The following is an 18,224-nucleotide window of genomic DNA, read 5'->3' as shown; positions in this document are numbered from 1 at the left end:
CGGGTCGGAGCATGCCTTGCCGTTATCATTTTTTTTCCTAGCGTTGGCTTTGGGCAAAGCCGCGCTGACCCGAATTCAAGCCATCTGGACGCCAGAGGCTGCGATGGCGCCGACTGCCCGACGGGCGCAAAGCCCTTGATCAAGGGCCTCATGTCGATGGGCGACAGGGCAAATGACCTGCAGGATGCGTTCTCCAGGCCGAATGTTCTGGCGGGCTATGTCATCAACGTTACATGGAGGCAGTTGCAGCCGCAATCTGTGGCCAGCTTGGATACGTCGGTCATTGACGCATCCCTCGACAAGGTTCGCCGTTACAATCACGAAAACCCCGGCCATCCGTTGAAAGTCGTGCTCCGCGTCAATGGCGCCGTGGACGCTCCGGAATGGGTCAGGACGCTCGATGGCGGGCCGGTCGGGATCAAGCTTCGCGTCAACCGGAACAGGATTTTGGAAGCGCCGCTGTTCTGGACCGACTCATACCGCAAAGCTTGGCGAAATCTGCAGGCGCGGCTGGCGGCGCGATATGATCCCGAACCGCTCATCGCGCAGGTTTCAAACACGGAATGCGCGCATCAGACGGACGAGCCCTATGTCAATCCGACCGATTCGGACTCGATCGTCGCCTTATTCAAGGCGGGGTTCACCAATGACAAGTTCAAGGCCTGCCTGCGGAATTCGATCCAAGATTATGACGCCTGGAAAACGACCCGCGTCGATTTCACCCAGAATCCTTTCGAGACTCTGTCGGTCAAAACCGACGCGCAGGGGGTCACGACCGGCGTTTACGGGCCCCTGGACAATCAGATTACTATCGCCATCATGCGGGCGTTCCGCGCCGCCCTCGGCGCCCGCGCCATCATCAGCAATCACAACCTCGCGGCGCCGCCTTTCCCAGTGAATCGCACGCTTTATGCCGCGATGAAGGCCCTGGGCGGGCCGATGCAGTTCCAGACCGCCTCGGCCGGCGCTCTGCGTCCTGATGGAACCACCACCGGCCTGTTGAAGGACTGGGACGGGACCATTCGTCTTGGCGTCGAGCTCGGCGCGTCGGCGATTGAAATATGGCCGTCCGTCGCCTTCCATGGAAAGCCCGTCAACGACGGATGGAATCCGCCCCCCGTTTGCCGCTCCGAGATTGATCCGCACGAATGCGATGGAAAGCCGGTCGAGCAATTGCTCAAGTGGGACACCGAGCTTGAAGCGGTCCGCTGACAGCTTGCAACCCGTCTGTCGCTTGCAGTGTAGCCGATCCTCGCCCGCGCCACTTGCAACGCCCGACGGGACGGCGGTAAAAGCGCGGCCCGCATAGGAGTCGCGCATGGTTTCGATCGCCCGCCGCATCGCTTTGGAGCTGAAGGTCGAAGAGCGGCAGGTCGCCGCGGCAGTCGAACTGCTGGACGCCGGCTCCACCGTTCCTTTCATCGCCCGCTATCGCAAGGAGGCGACCGGCGCGCTGGATGACACCCAATTGCGCAATCTGGAGGAGCGGTTGCGCTATCTGCGCGAGCTGGAGGACCGCCGCAAGGTGATTCTCGAGTCGGTCAAATCGCAGGACAAGCTGACGCCGCAGCTCGAATCCGAGATTCTGGCGGCCGAATCCAAGGCCAAGCTCGAAGATATCTATCTGCCCTATAAGCCGAAGCGCCGCACCAGGGCGACCATCGCCCGCGAGGCCGGGCTCGCGCCGCTTGCCGCCGACCTGCTCGCCGACCCGACCCGCGATCCGCGCACTGAGGCGGCGCGCTATGTGGACGAGGCCAAGGGCGTCAAAACCCCGGAAGAGGCGCTCGAAGGCGCCCGCGCCATTCTGGTCGAGCAATTTTCCGAAAAGTCCGACCTCATCGGCCGCCTGCGCGAGAATTTCTGGACGCGTGGCCGGATCGTGTCGAAAGTCCGCGACGGCAAGGCGCAGGAGGGGGCGAAATATGCCGATTATTTCGATTTTGCCGAGCCGCTGACGAAACTGCCCTCTCATCGCATCCTCGCCTTGTTCAGGGCCGAGAAGGAGGAAATCCTCGATCTCGCCCTGGAGCCGGAAAGCGCGGCCGACGCGAGCCTGCAGGGCGAGACGGCTTACGAACAGGCGGTCGCCGCCAGCGCGGGGATCGCCGATCGCGGCCGTCCGGCCGACAAATGGCTGACGGACTGTGCGCGCTGGGCCTGGCGCACGCGCATAAAAATTTCTCTCGCCGTCGATCTCCGCTCACGCCTGTGGCAGAACGCCGAGGATCAGGCGGTCAAGGTATTTGCGGGCAATCTGCGCGACCTGCTGCTCGCGGCCCCTGCCGGCCCGAGGGCGACCATGGGGCTCGACCCTGGGTTTCGCACCGGCGTCAAGGTCGCGGTGGTGGACGCCACCGGAAAGGTGGTGGACACCGGCGTCATCTATCCGCACGAACCGCAACGTCGCTGGGATGACGCGCTGCTCGCGCTTGCCCGGCTCTGCCGTATTCACAAGGTCGAACTCATCGCCATCGGCAACGGCACGGCCTCGCGCGAAACCGATAAGCTCGCGGGCGAACTCATCGCCAAAATGCCCGAGCAGAAGCTGACCAAGATCGTGGTGTCGGAGGCGGGGGCCTCGGTCTATTCGGCCTCCGCCTTCGCCGCCAGCGAACTGCCGGAGCTCGACGTGACCCTGCGCGGGGCGGTCTCGATCGCCCGAAGGCTTCAGGACCCGCTGGCGGAACTGGTGAAAATCGACCCGAAATCGATCGGTGTCGGGCAATACCAACACGACTTGGCTGAGGCTACCTTGTCGCGCTCGCTCGACGCGGTGGTGGAGGATTGCGTCAACGGGGTCGGCGTCGATCTCAACACGGCCTCCGCGCCCCTGCTCGCGCGCGTGTCCGGGCTCGGGACGAACCTTGCCGCCAATGTCGTCGCCCATCGCGACGCCAACGGCCCGTTCCGCTCGCGCGAGTCCTTGAAGAAAGTGCCGCGCCTGGGGGCCAAGGCCTTCGAGCAATGCGCCGGATTCCTGCGCATTCGCGGCGGCGACGACCCACTCGACGCCTCGGGCGTGCATCCGGAGGCCTATCCTTTGGTGCGCAAAATCCTGGCCGCGACCAAGAGCGACATTCACGCCCTGATCGGCAACGCCAAGGTTTTGCGCGGCCTGAGCCCGAAGAATTTCGTCGATGACGCCTTTGGGGCGCCGACCGTGACCGATGTGCTGCGCGAACTGGAAAAACCCGGCCGCGACCCACGCCCGGAATTCAAGACGGCGAGTTTCAAGGAGGGTGTCGAGAGCCTGTCGGACCTCAGACCGGGCATGATTCTGGAGGGCGTGGTGACCAATGTCGCCGCCTTCGGCGCCTTCGTCGACATTGGCGTGCATCAGGATGGGCTGGTCCATATTTCGGCCATGTCCAGAACCTTCATCAAGGATCCGCGCGAGGTCGCCAAGCCGGGCGATGTGGTCAATGTCAAGGTGCTGGAGGTCGATGTCCCCCGTAAGCGCATCGCCTTGACCATGCGCCTCGAAGACGACGCCGACGCGCGTCCGCCGCGGCCGGAGAGCAGGGGGCCCGCGCCGCGCCGGGAAAAAGCTCAGGCCCCGAGCGGCAACGCCTTCGCCGAGGCTTTCGCCCGCGCGGCGCGCGAGCGGCCGAAAGGGCGCTGATTTGTCGCGGGTGGAAGCGTTTCCTTGCGGACACACATTCAGCATATTGCGCATGAGCGCGGCTGTTCGGGCTGACATCCCGGCAAAATGCGTTTAAGTGCTGTGCAATGAAGACCGCCGCCGGATTCGCCCTACTGTTGGGGCTGAGCCTGTTCGCCGCCCTGACCTTCTACGAGGGGGCGGGAGACGTCGCGAAAGCTTTCGCCTCGGTGGGCTTTGGCGGCGCGTTTGCTTTGGCGGCGCTCCGGCTCGCCCAGACCTTTCTTTCCAGTTTCGCCTGGCGCGCGCTGCTGTCGCGCCCGCGTCCCCGGGCCTGGCTCGTAGCCCGGCTGCGCTGGGTGCGCGAATCGGTGAATAATCTGCTGCCCGTCGCGCAGATCGGCGGCGACGTGCTCGGCGCGCGGCTGTTGCGCAACGGGGGCGTGCCCGGCGGACTCGCCTCGGCGAGCGTGATCGGCGATCTGCTGGCGCAGACGGCGACCCAGGTCGTTTTCACCCTGCTTGGGGTTTTCTTCCTGGTGGACAGCGGCGCCGGCAGCGACCTTGCCTTTGCGGTCGTGATCGGCCTGGTCATGATGGCTCCGGCGTTGACCGGTTTCTGGCTCGCGCCGCGCCTGCTCTCGATGGGCTGGATCGACCGCCTCGCCGCTTATGTCGAGCGCGGCGCCGGCTGGGCGCTGGTAAGCGGCCTGCCCGCTTTGCGCGAGGGGCTCGACGGCGTTCTGCGCCGCCGCTCCGGGCTTGCGGCGGCGCTGGCGATTCATATGGGCATATGGTTCCTCGGCGTGTTCGAAATCTGGCTGGCGCTCTATCTGCTCGGCGACCCGCGCTCCTTCGCCATCGCCCTGACGATCGAGAGCCTCGGCCATGCGGTGAGGGCGGCGGGCTTCCTCATTCCCGGCGCCTGGGGAATTCAGGAGGGCGGCTTCATCGCGCTGTGCGCGGCCTTCGGCATCGGATCGCCCACGGCCATTGCTTTGTCGCTCACCAAGCGCATTCCGGATTTCGTCTGCGGCGCGCCGGGCCTGTGGGTTTGGCGGAAGATGGAGGGGTCGAATTTGCGCGACGTCTTTTTCGGCCAAAAATTTTCGGCAAGGGAGGAGTCCCATGGTTTGTGATCGTCGGTTTTTTCTGGCTGCCCTCGCCGTCCTTCCCGCGCTTTCAGCCGCCCGGGCGGATGACGCGGCCGAGGCTGTCGCCGCCGTCCAGCAGCTCCAGGACAGTCAGCTCGAAATCATCCCGAAGATCGGCCAGATGAGCGTAAAGCAGCGCTATGACGCCCTGCGGCCTCCCATCGGCGCCACCTTCGACCTGCCGGACATAGCCAGAATCGTCTATGGCGCCGGATGGGGCTCATTGACCGACGCCCAGAAAGCCGAATGGACCGGCGCGCTTGCCGATTACATCGCCGCCTCCTATGCGGCGCATCTCGAAGGCTTCAACGGCAAGGGCTTCGAGCGCGACGACAAGACCGTCGCGCGCGACGGCGCTCAGATCGTGACGTCGCGGGTCATTCTCACCAAGGGGCCGCCGATGGCGCTCGACTATGTCGTACGCCGGACGCCGAAAGGTTGGAAAATCGGCGACATTCTCGCGGAAGGTTCGATCAGCGAATTGGCGCAATGGCGCCGTTCACTGCGCGGGCTGAGTCAGAGCGGCTTCGCCGGCGCCGTGGCGACCCTGCGTCAGCGCACGGAATCGCTGCTGACGCCTTGAACGATCGGATGCGACGATGGATCATGGGTGGCTCGACACGATAGCGAAGGCGTTTCTCGCGGCGCCCGTCGCGGCGGCTCTTTCCGTGCTTGCCCTCGCGGCCATTCTCTACACTTTTCTCGCCTTGGCCAGTCTGCGGCGCTTTCCGCGGCCGGCCAAGGCGCCGGCGCCGACATCGCCGGGCGTGACTGTGCTCAAGCCGCTTTATGGCGCCGAGGTCGGGCTTTACGAGCACCTGCTGAGTTTCTGCCGCCAGACCTATGCCGGGCCGGTGCAGATTCTCCTTGGCGTTCATGAGGCCAAGGATCCGGCCGCAGTGGCTGCCCGGCGCATCGTGGCCCTGGCGCGCGCCGGGCTGATAGAGGGCGCGCCGTCGCAGCTTAGCGTCGAACTGGTGGTCGATCCGACGATTCACGGAACCAACGGCAAGGTCTCGAATCTCATCAATCTGTCGCGGCGCATCGAACATCCGCTCGTGGTGCTGGCCGACAGCGACATCGCCGTAGAGCCCGATTATCTCGACCGTCTGGCGGCGGCGCTCCAGCGTCCGGACGTCGGTATCGTGACCTGTCTTTATCGCGGCCGGCCGCTGGCCGGCTTCTGGTCGCGCCTTGGCGCGATGGGGGTTGACTACGGCTTCCTGCCCAATGCCTTGACCGGGGTGGCGCTGAACATGGCCCGGCCCTGTGTCGGCGCGACCATCGCTTTGCGCCGCTGCACGCTGGAAGACATCGGCGGCTTCGAGCGGATCAAGGATCAACTCGCGGATGATTATGTGCTTGGCGAGGCGGTGCGCGAAAACGGCCTGCAGGTGGCGGTCGCCGATTTCGTCGTCGGCCACGCTCATGCCGAGCGCGGTTTCGGCGAGGTTTGGCGGCGCGACCTGCGCTGGGGGCGCACCATCCGCTCGCTGGACCCGCTCGGCTATATCGGCCTGGCGGTGAGTTTTCCGGTCGCCTGGGCCTTGCTGGCCCTGGTCGTCAGCGGATTCGCGCCGGCGCTCGTCGCCCTCGTCGGCACCGCCGTCCTCGCCCGCATGGTCCTGCAGGTCGAAATCGACCGTCGTTTTCCCGGCCACGATCACGCGCTTTGGCTTGGGCCCGTCCGCGACCTGTTCAGTTTCGCGATTTTCGTCGTCAGCTTCCTGCCCGGACAGGTCCATTGGCGCGGACGCGACTATGCGCTCGGCGATGACGGCAGCATGGCGCCCACCGATGTCGAGGGCGCCGAAGCCGAGGTCGCTTGAGCGCAGGCGTCGCGCGGACCGCCACGGCAACGTCATTGCGAGCGCAGCGAAGCAATGACGGCCTGATTGCCGAAGGGCGCCCGGGGGCGCAGTTCGCCCGCCTCACGTCTCCAGATAAAGCTTGCCGCCCTTTTCCAGAAACTCCGCGCTCTTGTCCGCCAAGCCATTTTCAATAACCGCCTGTTCGGCGAGCGCGGCGGCTTCCTGACGCAAATCCTGCGTGATCCTCATCGAGCAGAATTTCGGCCCGCACATCGAGCAGAAATGCGCGACTTTGTGCGCTTCCTTGGGCAGGGTCTCGTCGTGGAAGCGCAAAGCGGTCTCGGGATCGAGGCCGATATGGAACTGGTCCTGCCAGCGGAAGTCGAAGCGCGCCCGGCTCATGGCGTCGTCGCGCAGCCGCGCGCCGGGATGCCCCTTGGCGAGGTCCGCCGCATGGGCCGCGATGCGATAGGTGATGACGCCGGTCTTGACGTCGTCACGGTCCGGCAGACCGAGATGCTCCTTGGGCGTGACATAACAGAGCATAGCGGTGCCGAACCAGCCGATCATCGCGGCGCCGATCGCCGAAGTGATATGGTCATAGCCTGGCGCGATGTCGGTGGTCAGCGGCCCGAGCGTGTAGAAGGGCGCTTCGCCGCATTCGCGCAACTGCTTGTCCATATTGTCCTTGATCTTGTGCATCGGCACATGGCCGGGACCCTCGATCATGACCTGGCAACCCTTGTCCCAGGCGATCTTGGTCAGTTCTCCCAGCGTCTCCAACTCGGCGAATTGCGCCGCGTCGTTGGCGTCGGCGTTGGAGCCGGGCCGCAGGCCGTCGCCGAGCGAGAAGGAGACGTCATATTTGCGCATGATCTCGCAAATCTCGTCGAACCGCTCGTAGAGGAAGCTCTCTCTGTGCTTGGAGAGGCACCAGCGCGCCATGATCGAGCCGCCGCGCGAAACGATGCCGGTGACGCGGCTCGCGGTGAGCGGCACATAGGCGAGGCGCACGCCGGCGTGAATGGTGAAATAATCGACGCCCTGCTCGGCCTGTTCGATCAGTGTGTCCTTGAACACTTCCCAGTCGAGCTTGAGCGCGTCGCCATCGACCTTTTCCAGCGCCTGATAGATCGGCACCGTGCCGATCGGCGTCGGCGAATTGCGCAGGATCCAGTCGCGGATATTGTGGATGTTGCGGCCGGTGGAGAGGTCCATCACCGTGTCGGCGCCCCAGCGGATCGACCACACCATTTTCTCCACTTCCTCGGCGACCGACGAAGTGACGGCGGAATTGCCGATATTGGAATTGACCTTCACCAGAAAATTGCGGCCGATGATCATCGGCTCCAGCTCGGTGTGGTTGATATTGGCGGGAATGATCGCCCGCCCGCGGGCAATCTCCTGGCGCACGAATTCAGGGGTCACGAAATCGGGGATGTCGGCGCCAAAGCTCTCGCCGTCGTTGCGGCGCTCGGCGGCCCCGGCGAGCGCGGCCTCGCGGCCGAGATTCTCGCGGTGCGCCACATAGATCATTTCCTCGGTGATGATCCCGGCGCGGGCGAATTCAAGCTGGGTGACGAGGCCACCCGCCCGGCCGCGCCGCAGGGTTCGTTGCGCGGGGCAGGGCGCGACGAGGGCGTCGCCCGAGGCGTAGCCATTGTCCTCGGCCTTGATCCCGCGGCCCTCATAGGCTTCGAGCCCCTCCCGCCGCGCGATCCACCCTTCGCGCAACTGCGGCAGGCCGGCGGCGAGATCGGGGGCGAAACCGGCCTCGGTATAGGGGCCGGAAGGATCATAGACCCGCAGGGGCGCCTCGCCGGAGGAGGGATCGAGCGGGATTTCGCGCACCGGCACGCGCATGTCCGGCGAACAGGCCGGCGAAACGTACAGCTTGCGGGAGCCGGGAATGGGGCCGGTGGTGACGCTTTCAGGCCTGCGGACGGATTTCGAATGGACGTTCATCGCGCTCTCCCGGCTCAACCTTATGAACGCGCAAGAAAGAGACGCGGCCTCGCCGCCCGCCTTCCCTGCGCTGGCATTATCCAGATCAGGTCAATGGGTATGATCTCAGCCGCCGCTCGAAGGGAGGGCAGCACCCCATGGCATGAAGGAGAAAGCTAACAGGGAAGGGGCGCCCGCGCAAGCGGAGCGATTCACTCCAGATCGGGGTGAAAATCCGCTCCAGGGATGGACGGCCATTTGGGCCGGTGGAATTTGTCCTGTCCCGCCGACAGCGTTAGCGCAACAGTTCGACGAAGACCGTCCCCGGGGTGGCCGTCGGCTTCACCGAATATCTCACCCTTGTCGAGATCGAACCTTTCGACCCGCGGGACAATCTCAACAGCGAGTCGGCGCGCCGAAAATTTCCGTCTTTCGCCAGTTGATTGATCAGGGGCTTGAGCGAAATCACGTAAGTGACGGCGCAAATGAGCTTTCCGGTGGCGCGCCGCGCCTCGGCGCTCCTTCACGGCTTACCATGGGAAGCCGAGGTCCGGGCCCACCGGGACGATATTGCCGACCGGCTCGGCGACGAGGCGGATGTAATCATAATTGTCCGCGACGCTTCGGCGCCTTGGGATGGGGCCGGGATAGAGCCAGTAATGTTTCGAGGTGACATAGACGGGCAAAAGAATGCCGCGGCCGCGATGAACCGTCAGCCTCGACATGGCGAAAGCCGGACCGGCAGCCGCAAAAGTTAAAGCAAGGGCCGCGCCGGCCGAGAGAAAACGCTTATGCATCGGAGCGCCTCCAAAGGGGCAACGCCCCATTGTGGAGGTGGCGATTTCCGTCGTTTTTTTCAAGCGTGCGGCAAGTTCGCGCCGGCGTCGCCCGGCCGGCGTCAGTTCCACGGCATCGGCCCGTAATCCGGGCCCACCGGGACGATATTGCCGATCGGGTCCTCGACCAGACGCGCGTAATTCTGGCTGGGGTCGGAATGTTCGGGGACGACATTGCCGGGATTGAGCCAGTCGTCGCTCGAGGTGACATAGGACGGCAGCGGTATGCCGCGGCGCGGATGAACCGTCAGGCTCGACTGAGCCAGAACGGGACCGAAGGCCGCAAGGACGCCTAGGCAGGCCGCGCCCACCGCCAGAAAGCTTTTACGCATCTCAACCTCTTTTCAAGCTTCGGGTGGCGGGCCGGTCTAATGTTGGGCGGAGGGCGCGAAGGAGTGCAGAAGCATGGCGAAGCGATGCTTCTGGGCCGCGTCCATGCTTGCGTAAAGAGGCGCCGCGGCCTCCGCGACCTTCTGCACTTCCTCGCCGCGCGCGATGAGCTCCTTGGAGGCGAGTTTCATGCCGTCGATGACGTCGTCCTTGTCGTGAAAGGCGGCGGCTTCCTTCATCGCTTCCTGTTGGCGCGCCGCCCGCGCGGCGATGACCTCGCGCGCGACCGTTTCCAGATTGTCCCAATCCTTTTCCTGGGCCGGAGCGAGGCGCAATCCAGCCTTGATGGCGGCGATCCGCGCGTCGACGATCGTGGCGCGATCCGCCTCGAATTTCTGCGCCTGGGCCTGAGATTGGGAGGGTTCCGCCGCCGCCGGGCGGAGCAGGGGCAGGGCCAGCACGGCCGCAGCAACGGCGAGGAGGAGATGTTTTTTCATGGAATCTTCTTCCCTTGGCGCATCCGAATGGCGCCGAACATGCCCGGATTTGTTGCCTTCCACAAGCCGAGGCCGCGCCTTTTACGGCAGCATCAGAACCGGGGTGCCGATATGGACGCGCTTATAGAGGTCGATGACGTCCTCATTGTACATTCTTATGCAGCCATGCGACGCCGCGCCGCCGATGGTCGCGCGCATTCTCCGGGTCGAGCCGTGGATCGCGACCTCGGAGCGTTCGAGGGTGATGGCCCGGGCGCCCATCGGATTGTTCGGCGCGCCGCCGTTGATCTCGTCGGGAAGCCAAGGCTCCTCCTCCTTGATCTCGGGCGTCGGCGCCCAGGCCGGTCGAACATATTTGCCGTTGACATAAGTTTCGCCGGACCATTCGGCGCCGTGGCGCGGCACGCCGACGCGATATTCGATCGCCCGCCCGCCGCCGAGGACGAAAAACAATTTTCGCCGCGCGGCCTCGATGACGATGGTTCCGGGCCCGGCCTCCGTCTCGTAATGCACGATTTTTTTCGCTTGCGCGATGGAAGGCGGGACGCAGAGCGCGGCGGCGACGAACAATGCGGCCGCTACGCGCTTGCGCAAGGCGGCGATCAGCCGCAGATTTCTGCTAAAGGAAGGAAGGGGAGGGGCCATGTTCGCGCGTGTAAGAGTTATCGCCGCTGTTCTTTCCTGGCTTGCCACGGGCCAGTCAGGCGCGACCGCGGCCGTGTCCGCGCTCGACGGCGTCAAGGATATCGTGCTGCACGCCAGGGACGGCAAGCACATCGTGATCGGACGCGTGACCTTCACGCCGCAGGGCGACAAGGCGCGCTTCAGGATCGACTTCGACGACAGCAAGTTCACCCAATATTTCCTCTCGATGCGCGAGTTCAAATGCGTCGAGGGCCCGGAAGTCCTTTGCCATGTGCCTTATCCCTATCCCAACCCGGCCGTCGTGACGGCTTCTGACCTGTCCTGGCTCGAACACGCTTTGTTATTCTTTTACAAGAGCCCGGCGGATTATGGCGCGAAAATGTCGCATGGGCTGATTTATAGCCTGAGCGTGAACGGGGATCGCCTGACGGGCAAGCCGGAATCGATCGACCTCGACGAGATCGCCATCCCGCCCGACGATCAGAGCGCGGCTTTTTTCACCGGCGACCACCGCTATGAGATCCAGCCCGGCGCGCGCTGGATAGAAAATCTGACCATCGAGCCGCATCGTTGATGCGCCGCAAGGCGAAATCGCCATAAGGCGCCTATATTGAACAAAAAGGGAGACGGCGCGCGCCGGTCGAGACATGCGCATTATTGACGACACCAACCCCGCCATGCCGGAGATCAATCCGAGCAAAGTCTGCTTCATCGCCGCCAAGGCGCGGGAATTGCTCAGCGAGGACGAAGGCTCCAGGCCCGACGCCTCCAACGCCACGGACGACGGCGAACGCTCGATTCTGACGGACGCGGCCTATGGGCCGGTGCACGCCGAACTCGTGCAATTCATCGCTGATCTTGACGACGACGAGGCGGCGGCGCTCGTCGCGCTGATGTGGATCGGGCGCGGCGATTTCGAGTCGACGGACTGGGAGGACGCCGTGGCCCAGGCCCGCGACCGCCGCCAGACGCCGACCGCGCAATATCTGCTCGGCGAGCCCCTTCTGCCGGATTATCTGGAGGACGCCTTGGCCGCCTATGGCCATTCCTGCCGGGATTTCGATCAGGGGCCGGACGCTGACGTTTAATGCGGTTCCCGCGAGATTGCCGCGCAATCCACATGAGTTGCGCAGGGCTTTCGCTTGTGCGAATTTGACCCCGCCGACTCGCAGGCGAGGCGCCGATGACTTTTGCTCAAGTCGAAAAATTTCCCAAAATCGCGCCCCTGGCGCTTGCTCTCGCGCTTCCCCTGGCGCTCGGCGCCTGCGCCAGCGCGCCGCCGTCGGGGCCGACTGTCAGCGCCATCGCCGGGCCCAATGTCTCGAACAGGAAATTCGCGCGCGACGATTCCGCATGCCGGGCGCGCGCCTATGCGGCGACGGTGAAGGCGGCGACCATCGCCGGTCAATTCGGGCTGCAGGACCAGTATAATTCGGTCTATTCCAATTGCATGCTCGATCGCGGCTACACGATCTCCGAAACGGTCACACGCTATTATTACAATCCCGGCCCCGGCTTTTACGGGCCGGATCCCTTCTTCTATGGCGGCCCCGTTTATTACGGCTGGGGCTGGCGCGGCGGCTGGGCCGGCGCCTGGAACGGCGGCGGAGCCTGGGGACACGGCTGGGCGCGCCGCTGGTGATCGGCGGGGGTCAGATCCCGCCGCCATCGCCGAGCGTTTCCTCGCTACGACTTGCCGCGCGCCGCGCCCGGTTCAGGCGATAATCGGCGCAGAGCCTGCGCGCCAGCGGGCGCAGGGCGGCGTCGGCGAGGCCGAGGATCACGCCGGTGGCCGGGCTCGCGCCGAGCAAAACCGCGCCCAATCCCACGCAAAGCCCGCTGAACAAAGCCGGCGCCAGCCGCGTCCGCAGGCGCCGCCGCAGACGGGGCCAATCCGCCGTCTCGGTCGCCGGGGCAGGCGCCACTTCTTCCGCTTCCGGCGCCGGGCGGGGGTCGATCAGACCGAAGGCCACCGTCTCGTTGGTGATGCGGTCGATCAGGATAAAGCCGCCGAGATCGCGATTGTCGCGATAATCGCCGAGGATCATCGGCCGGTCGAAACGGAGGGTGGCGAGGGCGATCTCGTTGAGGCCGAGCGGCCGCGCCGGCTCCGGCTCGAAGGTGTGAATATCGACCAGATGATGGAGCTTCGCGATGGCCGCATTGGCGGTGCGGGCGCCGAGCTTGATGATATAAGAGGCGCCGGGATGCATATCGGTCTCGGCCGTCCACAGCAGGCGCGCCCGGGCCTCCAAGGCGATCTCCGGGCGCTCGTCCGTCCCAACCAGCACGTCGCCGCGCGAGGCGTCGATTTCTTCCGCCAGCGTCAGCGTCACCGACTGGCCGGCGATCGCCATGTCGAGATCGCCGTCCTGGGTGACGATGCGCTGCACGCGGCTGGTCTTGCCCGAAGGCATGGAGGCGATTTCGTCGCCGATTTTGACCGCGCCGGAGGCGACAGAGCCGGAGAAGCCGCGGAAATCGAGATTGGGTCGGTTGACCCATTGCACCGGGAAGCGGAAGGGCGCCTCGGCGGCTTGGGGGCCGGTGGTTTCGATATTTTCGAGGAAGGGCAGCAGGGCCTCGCCCTGGAACCATGGCGTGCGCTCGGACAATGTCGCGATATTGTCGCCGTTCAGCGCCGAGATCGGCAGCGGCGCGGTCGAGCGGAAACCGAGGTCGCGCGCCATGTCGCGAAAATCGGAGGCGATCGCGTTGAAGCGCGCCTCGCTGTAATCGACCAGATCCATCTTGTTGATCGCCAGCGCCACGTCGCGCACGCCGAGCATGGCGACGATGAAGGCATGGCGGCGCGTCTGCGGCAATATGCCCTTGCGCGCGTCGATCAGGATGATGGCGAGATCGGCGGTCGAGGCGCCGGTCGCCATGTTGCGGGTATATTGCTCGTGCCCGGGCGTGTCGGCGACGATGAAAGAGCGTTTGTCGGTGCGGAAATAGCGATAGGCGACGTCGATGGTGATGCCCTGTTCGCGCTCGGCGGCGAGGCCGTCCACCAGCAGCGCGAAATCGAGCGCGCCGTTCTGCGTGCCGAACTTTTTCGAGTCGCGGTCGAGCGCGGCGAGCTGGTCCTCGGCGATCATCTGCGAGTCATAGAGCATCCGGCCGATCAGGGTCGATTTGCCGTCGTCCACCGAGCCGCAGGTGATGAAGCGCAGCAGGGCCTTTTCGCCCGCGTCATGCGCGGCGAAGGGCGCGGCGCGTGAAAAATCGCGTTCCGCCAAAGCATAGGTCATCAGAAATAGCCTTCCTGCTTTTTCTGCTCCATCGAGGCGGAGCCGTCGTGGTCGATGATGCGGCCTTCGCGTTCGGAAACTTTCGACGCGCGCATTTCGGCGATGATCTCGGGGAGGGTCGCGGCGGTGCTTTCGACGGCGCCGGTGAGCGGATAGCAGCCAAGGGTGCGGAAGCGCACGCTCAGGTTCTCGACCGCCTCGCCGGGACGCAGTTTCATGCGCTCGTCGTCGCGCATGATGAGCGCGCCGTCGCGGCGCACGACCGAACGCGTTTTAGCGAAATAGAGCGGCGGGACGGGAATGTTTTCCCTGGCGATATAGTCCCACACATCCGCTTCCGTCCAATTGGAGAGCGGGAAGACGCGAAAGCTTTCGCCGGGGCGTTTGCGGGTGTTGTAGAGCCGCCAGGGTTCGGGGCGTTGGTTCTTGGGGTCCCAGCGATGTTCGGCCGAGCGCAGCGAGAACACGCGCTCCTTGGCGCGGGATTTTTCCTCGTCGCGCCGCGCGCCGCCGAAAGCCGCGTCGAACCGATATTTGTCGAGCGCCTGTTTCAGGCCTTGCGTCTTCATCACGTCGGTATGGAGACGCGAGCCGGACTCGAAGGGATTGACGCCCGCCTTCACGCCGTCTTCATTGATATGAACCAGGAGTTCGAGCCCGAGTTCTTTCGCGCGGTGGTCGCGGAATTCGATCATCTCGTGGAACTTCCAGGTCGTATCGACATGGAGCAGCGGGAAGGGCGGCCGCGACGGATAAAAGGCCTTCATCGCGAGATGAAGCAGCACCGCGGAATCCTTGCCGATCGAATAGAGCAGCACCGGCCTTTCGCATTCCGCCGCGACCTCGCGGAAAATGTGGATGGCTTCGGCTTCGAGCTTCTGTAGATGGGTGAGCTGGATCATGAATTCGCCAATTCCTTCGCGCGGCGCAGACGGCCGTCGGCGCCGACGTGGAGGCCGCATTCCTTCCTGTCTTCGCTCTCCCACCACCAGCGGCCGGCGCGTTCCGGCTCTCCGGGTTCGATCGCGCGGGTGCAGGGGGCGCAGCCGATCGAGAGAAAACCTCTCTCGTGCAGTGTGCTGACAGGAACCTCATTCGTCGCGCAAAAAGCGGCGATCTGGCCGCGCGAAAAATCGAGCAGGGGGCTCGCCTTGATCAGGCCGCGCGCCGCGTCATATTCGACGAAGCACAGGCCGGCGCGATGGCCGGACTGGTCGCTGCGGAGGCCGGCGATCCAGCCCTGCGCGCCAGCGAGCGCGCGGCCCAAGGGTTCGACCTTGCGCACGTCGCAGCAGGCCTTGCGCATGTCGAGGCCGTAATAGAAGCCGTTGACGCCCTGGTCGGCGACCAAATCCTGGAGGGCGTCGGCGTCCGGATAGAACGCCTTGATCCGCAGTTGATATTTTTCCTCCGTCCGCGCCCAGACGTCATAGGTTTCGGGGAACATCCGGCCGGTGTCGAGCGTGGCGAATTCCACGTCGAGATCCTGCGAGCGGATCGCATGGGTCAGCGCCTGATCCTCGATCCCGAAGCTGGTGGTGAAAACGATGGGCCCGGCGAGCGCCTCGCGCAGCAGGCGCAGGCGTCCGGCGAGATCGGTCTGGGCGAAGGCCTCGTCGAGCCGCCCGGCGAGCGTGCGAAGCGCGTCAGCCATTGGCGGCTCGCGCGACGCGCTGATCGGGGATGCTGTCATCCGCGCCATAATCGCGCTGATACAGGAAGCTGATGCGATTCAGAGCCTCCATCCAATGCTCGACCGGCTGGCGCGTCGCGGCGGCGCCGATGATTTCGACCTCGTCGAAGCCGCAGGCGAGCGCCTGAGGGAACTGGTCGGCGATCAAGGGCCCGAAGGCGCGCAATGTTCCCTTGTAGCCCGCCTGGCGCAATTGGCGCGCTGTCGAAAAGCCGCGCCCGTTGGCGGCGTTGGGAAAATGGATGACGATCATATCGAGCCGGTCGAAAAAGGGCGCGACTTCCTCGACCGTGCGGTTGGGCTCAAGCAAGGCGCCGAGCTTGAGGTCGTCAGTGATCGCATCCGAGCCGACGATTGAAGCGAGGGGAGCGAGCACCTGTTTGGTCTCGGCCTGGCAGAGATATTCGGCGCGCTCCCACACGTCTTCCTTGGGGCCGTGACGATCAAGCAACAACATCGGCGATCTCCTTGAATGCGGATTTGAACGGCGCAAGGCCGAGACGACGGTAGGTTTCGATAAAGGTCTCGCCGGATTGGCGCTGTGCGAGATAGACGGCGACGATGCGATCGACGGCCTCGGGAACCATTTCGGCAGGCAGGCCCGGCCCGAGCAATTCGCCAAGCGCGTAAGAATCGCCTGGGTCGCCGCCGATGGTAATCTGGTAGGATTCGGCGTCCTTCTTTTCGAGACCGAGAATGCCGATATTGCCGATGTGATGATGGCCGCAGGCGTTGATGCAGCCGGAGATTTTTATGCTGAGCGGGCCGATCTCCTTCTGCTTCGCGGGATCGGCGAAATGCAGCGCCAAAGCCTGCGCGACGGGGATCGAGCGCGCGGTGGCGAGCGCGCAATAATCGAGGCCGGGGCAGCTTATTATATCGGTGATCAGGCCGGCGTTGGCCTCGCCTAGACCCTCGGCGCGCAGGATCGCAAAAATATCGGCGACGTCGTCGAGCCGGACATGGGGCAGCACGATATTCTGGGTGTGGGCGACGCGCGCCTCGTCGAATGAGTATTTTTCGGCGAGATCGGCGATTGCCCGCATCTGGCGCGAGGTCAGGTCGCCCGGCGGCAGGCCGATGGGCTTCAGCGAAATGGTCAGCGCCGCATAGCCGCGCTGCTTGTGGCGGGTGAGATTGTGCTCGACGAAGCGCGACAGCGCTTCGTCCTTCGCGACCGCCTCTTCCAGCCTGCGCGAGACGGCGGGCAGGCTCTCATGGGCCGGCGGGGCGAAATGCGCGGCGATCCGCGCGAATTCGCGCGGGTCCACATCATGGCGCGGGGAATCGATGGCGGCGAATTCCTCTTCGACCCGGGCCCGGAAAGCGTCGATCCCGAGCTCGTGGACGAGGATTTTGATACGCGCCTTGTATTTGTTGTCGCGCCGGCCTTCGAGATTGAAAACCCGCAGCACGGCTTCGAGATAGCTCAGCAGTTTTTCGCGCGGCAGGAAGTCGCGTAACACCTTGCCTTCCATCGGCGTCCGGCCGAGGCCGCCGCCGGCGAGAATGCAATAGCCGATCTTTTGGCTCGCCGGATCGCGGACGATGCGCACGCCGACATCATGCGCTTTCAGCACGGCGCGGTCCTGCGCCGCGCCGGTGACCGCGATCTTGAATTTTCGGCCGAGCCAGTCGAACTCCGGGTGCAGGCTCGACCATTGCCGCAACAGTTCGGCGATCGGGCGCGGATCTTCGATCTCGTCATGGGCGACGCCGGCGAAATGGTCAGAGGTGACATTGCGGATGCAATTGCCCGAGGTCTGGATGCAATGCATCTCGACATCGGCGAGAAGGCTCAGGATCGCCGGGACGTCCTTCAGCTTCGGCCAGTTGAACTGGAGATTCTGCCGCGTGGTGAAATGGCCGTAGCCGCGATCATAGACGTCCGCGATATGGGCGAGCATGCGCAGCTTGCGCCCGTTCAAGGCGCCATAGGGAATGGCTATGCGCAGCATATAGGCGTGAAGCTGCAGATAGAGGCCGTTCTTCAGACGTAGAGGCTTGAATTCGTCCTCGGTCAGCGCGCCCGAGAGGCGTCGCTCGACCTGGCTCGCGAATTGCGCCACGCGCTCGCGCACCAACCGCTCGTCGAATTCATCAAAAGCATACATGGGGCGGCCTTTCAGATCTGGAAATCGGCCTGCTTGCCGAGGTCCGGGCGCACGCTCGGCCCGAGCGCGCGCAAGACCTCGCGATAATGCCGGGGGCGGGGCGCGCCGTCGGCGCCGGTCTCGACGGCGACCAGATAGGGATCGACCACTTTGGCGTGGAGGAATTCGGTCGCGCCGAAACGCTCCAGCGCCTGGGCGGCCAGTTCGTCACTGGCGACGAGGGCCTGCCGCAGGTCGCGCGTCCAGCCCTGCTCGGCGGCGAAAACCACCTCGCCTTCGAGCAGATCGCTGGCGACCAGAATCGCCGGCAGGTTGGGACGCTTCGGGGCGGCCATCGTCTGT

General features: G+C 64.7%; 19 protein-coding genes and 1 riboswitch. Of the genes, 8 read left to right on the top strand and 11 right to left on the bottom strand.

Annotation, left to right across the window (positions count from 1 at the left end; genetic code table 11):
* The first annotated feature begins 135 nt into the window (after nt 1–135).
* The 5 genes from K2U94_RS15640 to hpnI all read left to right on the top strand — a co-directional run bounded on the left by K2U94_RS15640 (nt 136) and on the right by hpnI (nt 6,587).
* Entirely contained in the window at nt 136–1,212 is a 1,077-nt protein-coding gene (locus K2U94_RS15640; RefSeq protein WP_243068092.1) for a hypothetical protein, read from the top strand.
* A 106-nt stretch (nt 1,213–1,318) separates the two neighbouring features.
* Entirely contained in the window at nt 1,319–3,625 is a 2,307-nt protein-coding gene (locus K2U94_RS15635) for a Tex family protein (RefSeq protein WP_243068091.1), read from the top strand.
* A 107-nt stretch (nt 3,626–3,732) separates the two neighbouring features.
* On the top strand, nt 3,733–4,743 hold the full coding sequence (locus tag K2U94_RS15630) for a lysylphosphatidylglycerol synthase domain-containing protein (protein WP_243068090.1): 1,011 nt from the start codon (nt 3,733–3,735) through the stop codon (nt 4,741–4,743).
* Nucleotides 4,733–5,341, top strand: a complete 609-nt coding sequence (locus K2U94_RS15625; RefSeq protein ID WP_243068089.1) for an ABC transporter substrate-binding protein — start codon at nt 4,733–4,735, stop codon at nt 5,339–5,341. Before K2U94_RS15630 ends, K2U94_RS15625 begins: the two co-directional genes overlap by 11 nt.
* Before the next feature lie 16 nt (nt 5,342–5,357).
* Nucleotides 5,358–6,587, top strand: a complete 1,230-nt coding sequence (gene hpnI / locus K2U94_RS15620) for a bacteriohopanetetrol glucosamine biosynthesis glycosyltransferase HpnI (RefSeq protein WP_243068088.1) — start codon at nt 5,358–5,360, stop codon at nt 6,585–6,587.
* Between the two features lie 102 nt (nt 6,588–6,689).
* On the opposite strand, the gene thiC is transcribed toward hpnI, so the two are convergent.
* The 5 genes from thiC to K2U94_RS15595 form a co-directional block, all read right to left on the bottom strand.
* Nucleotides 6,690–8,534, bottom strand: a complete 1,845-nt coding sequence (gene thiC, locus K2U94_RS15615; protein WP_243068087.1) for a phosphomethylpyrimidine synthase ThiC — start codon at nt 8,532–8,534, stop codon at nt 6,690–6,692.
* 45 nt (nt 8,535–8,579) lie between these two features.
* A riboswitch (TPP riboswitch) is annotated at nt 8,580–8,682 on the bottom strand.
* A gap of 361 nt (nt 8,683–9,043) precedes the next feature.
* Nucleotides 9,044–9,310 (bottom strand): hypothetical protein, encoded by a 267-nt coding sequence (locus tag K2U94_RS15610; RefSeq protein ID WP_243068086.1) that lies wholly within the window; start codon nt 9,308–9,310, stop codon nt 9,044–9,046.
* A 101-nt stretch (nt 9,311–9,411) separates the two neighbouring features.
* On the bottom strand, nt 9,412–9,681 hold the full coding sequence (locus K2U94_RS15605) for a hypothetical protein (protein ID WP_243068085.1): 270 nt from the start codon (nt 9,679–9,681) through the stop codon (nt 9,412–9,414).
* Between the two features lie 36 nt (nt 9,682–9,717).
* A complete protein-coding gene (locus K2U94_RS15600) occupies nt 9,718–10,176 on the bottom strand; it encodes a Spy/CpxP family protein refolding chaperone (RefSeq protein WP_243068084.1) in 459 nt (152 codons plus the stop codon).
* A gap of 81 nt (nt 10,177–10,257) precedes the next feature.
* Nucleotides 10,258–10,821 carry a L,D-transpeptidase gene (locus K2U94_RS15595; protein WP_243068083.1) on the bottom strand — a complete coding sequence of 188 codons (564 nt, stop codon included), beginning with the start codon at nt 10,819–10,821 and terminating at the stop codon, nt 10,258–10,260.
* Here K2U94_RS15595 and K2U94_RS15590 point away from each other — a divergent pair.
* The 3 genes from K2U94_RS15590 to K2U94_RS15580 all read left to right on the top strand — a co-directional run bounded on the left by K2U94_RS15590 (nt 10,820) and on the right by K2U94_RS15580 (nt 12,463).
* Nucleotides 10,820–11,395: a hypothetical protein gene (locus K2U94_RS15590; protein WP_243068082.1), complete on the top strand. Its 576-nt coding sequence runs from the start codon at nt 10,820–10,822 to the stop codon at nt 11,393–11,395. The two genes, K2U94_RS15595 and K2U94_RS15590, sit on opposite strands and share 2 nt — an antisense overlap.
* 73 nt (nt 11,396–11,468) lie before the next feature.
* Nucleotides 11,469–11,909 (top strand): DUF3775 domain-containing protein, encoded by a 441-nt coding sequence (locus tag K2U94_RS15585; RefSeq protein WP_243068081.1) that lies wholly within the window; start codon nt 11,469–11,471, stop codon nt 11,907–11,909.
* A 95-nt stretch (nt 11,910–12,004) separates the two neighbouring features.
* On the top strand, nt 12,005–12,463 hold the full coding sequence (locus K2U94_RS15580) for a hypothetical protein (RefSeq protein ID WP_243068080.1): 459 nt from the start codon (nt 12,005–12,007) through the stop codon (nt 12,461–12,463).
* 10 nt (nt 12,464–12,473) lie between these two features.
* Here K2U94_RS15580 and cysN read toward each other — a convergent pair whose 3' ends face one another.
* The 6 genes from cysN to K2U94_RS15550 are packed head-to-tail and all read right to left on the bottom strand — an operon-like array spanning nt 12,474 to nt 18,217.
* Nucleotides 12,474–14,075 (bottom strand): sulfate adenylyltransferase subunit CysN, encoded by a 1,602-nt coding sequence (cysN, locus tag K2U94_RS15575; protein ID WP_243068079.1) that lies wholly within the window; start codon nt 14,073–14,075, stop codon nt 12,474–12,476.
* The gene (gene cysD, locus K2U94_RS15570; RefSeq protein WP_243068078.1) at nt 14,075–14,977 is read right to left on the bottom strand and encodes a sulfate adenylyltransferase subunit CysD; all 903 of its coding nucleotides are present in this window, start codon (nt 14,975–14,977) and stop codon (nt 14,075–14,077) included. The genes cysN and cysD overlap by 1 nt, the downstream gene beginning before the upstream one ends.
* Nucleotides 14,974–15,768: a phosphoadenylyl-sulfate reductase gene (locus K2U94_RS15565; protein ID WP_425332528.1), complete on the bottom strand. Its 795-nt coding sequence runs from the start codon at nt 15,766–15,768 to the stop codon at nt 14,974–14,976. Before K2U94_RS15565 ends, cysD begins: the two co-directional genes overlap by 4 nt.
* The gene (locus K2U94_RS15560) at nt 15,722–16,225 is read right to left on the bottom strand and encodes a DUF934 domain-containing protein (RefSeq protein ID WP_243068076.1); all 504 of its coding nucleotides are present in this window, start codon (nt 16,223–16,225) and stop codon (nt 15,722–15,724) included. The genes K2U94_RS15565 and K2U94_RS15560 overlap by 47 nt, the downstream gene beginning before the upstream one ends.
* Complete coding sequence (locus K2U94_RS15555) at nt 16,212–17,882, bottom strand: nitrite/sulfite reductase (RefSeq protein WP_243068075.1); 1,671 nt, start codon at nt 17,880–17,882, stop codon at nt 16,212–16,214. Before K2U94_RS15555 ends, K2U94_RS15560 begins: the two co-directional genes overlap by 14 nt.
* 11 nt (nt 17,883–17,893) lie before the next feature.
* A complete protein-coding gene (locus tag K2U94_RS15550) occupies nt 17,894–18,217 on the bottom strand; it encodes a DUF2849 domain-containing protein (protein ID WP_243068074.1) in 324 nt (107 codons plus the stop codon).
* Between the last annotated feature and the right edge of the window lie 7 nt (nt 18,218–18,224).

This window comes from Candidatus Rhodoblastus alkanivorans (assembly GCF_022760755.1).
GTDB classification, from domain to species: Bacteria; Pseudomonadota; Alphaproteobacteria; order Rhizobiales; family Beijerinckiaceae; genus Rhodoblastus; species Rhodoblastus alkanivorans.
This window is presented reverse-complemented; position numbering and strand designations above follow the sequence as displayed.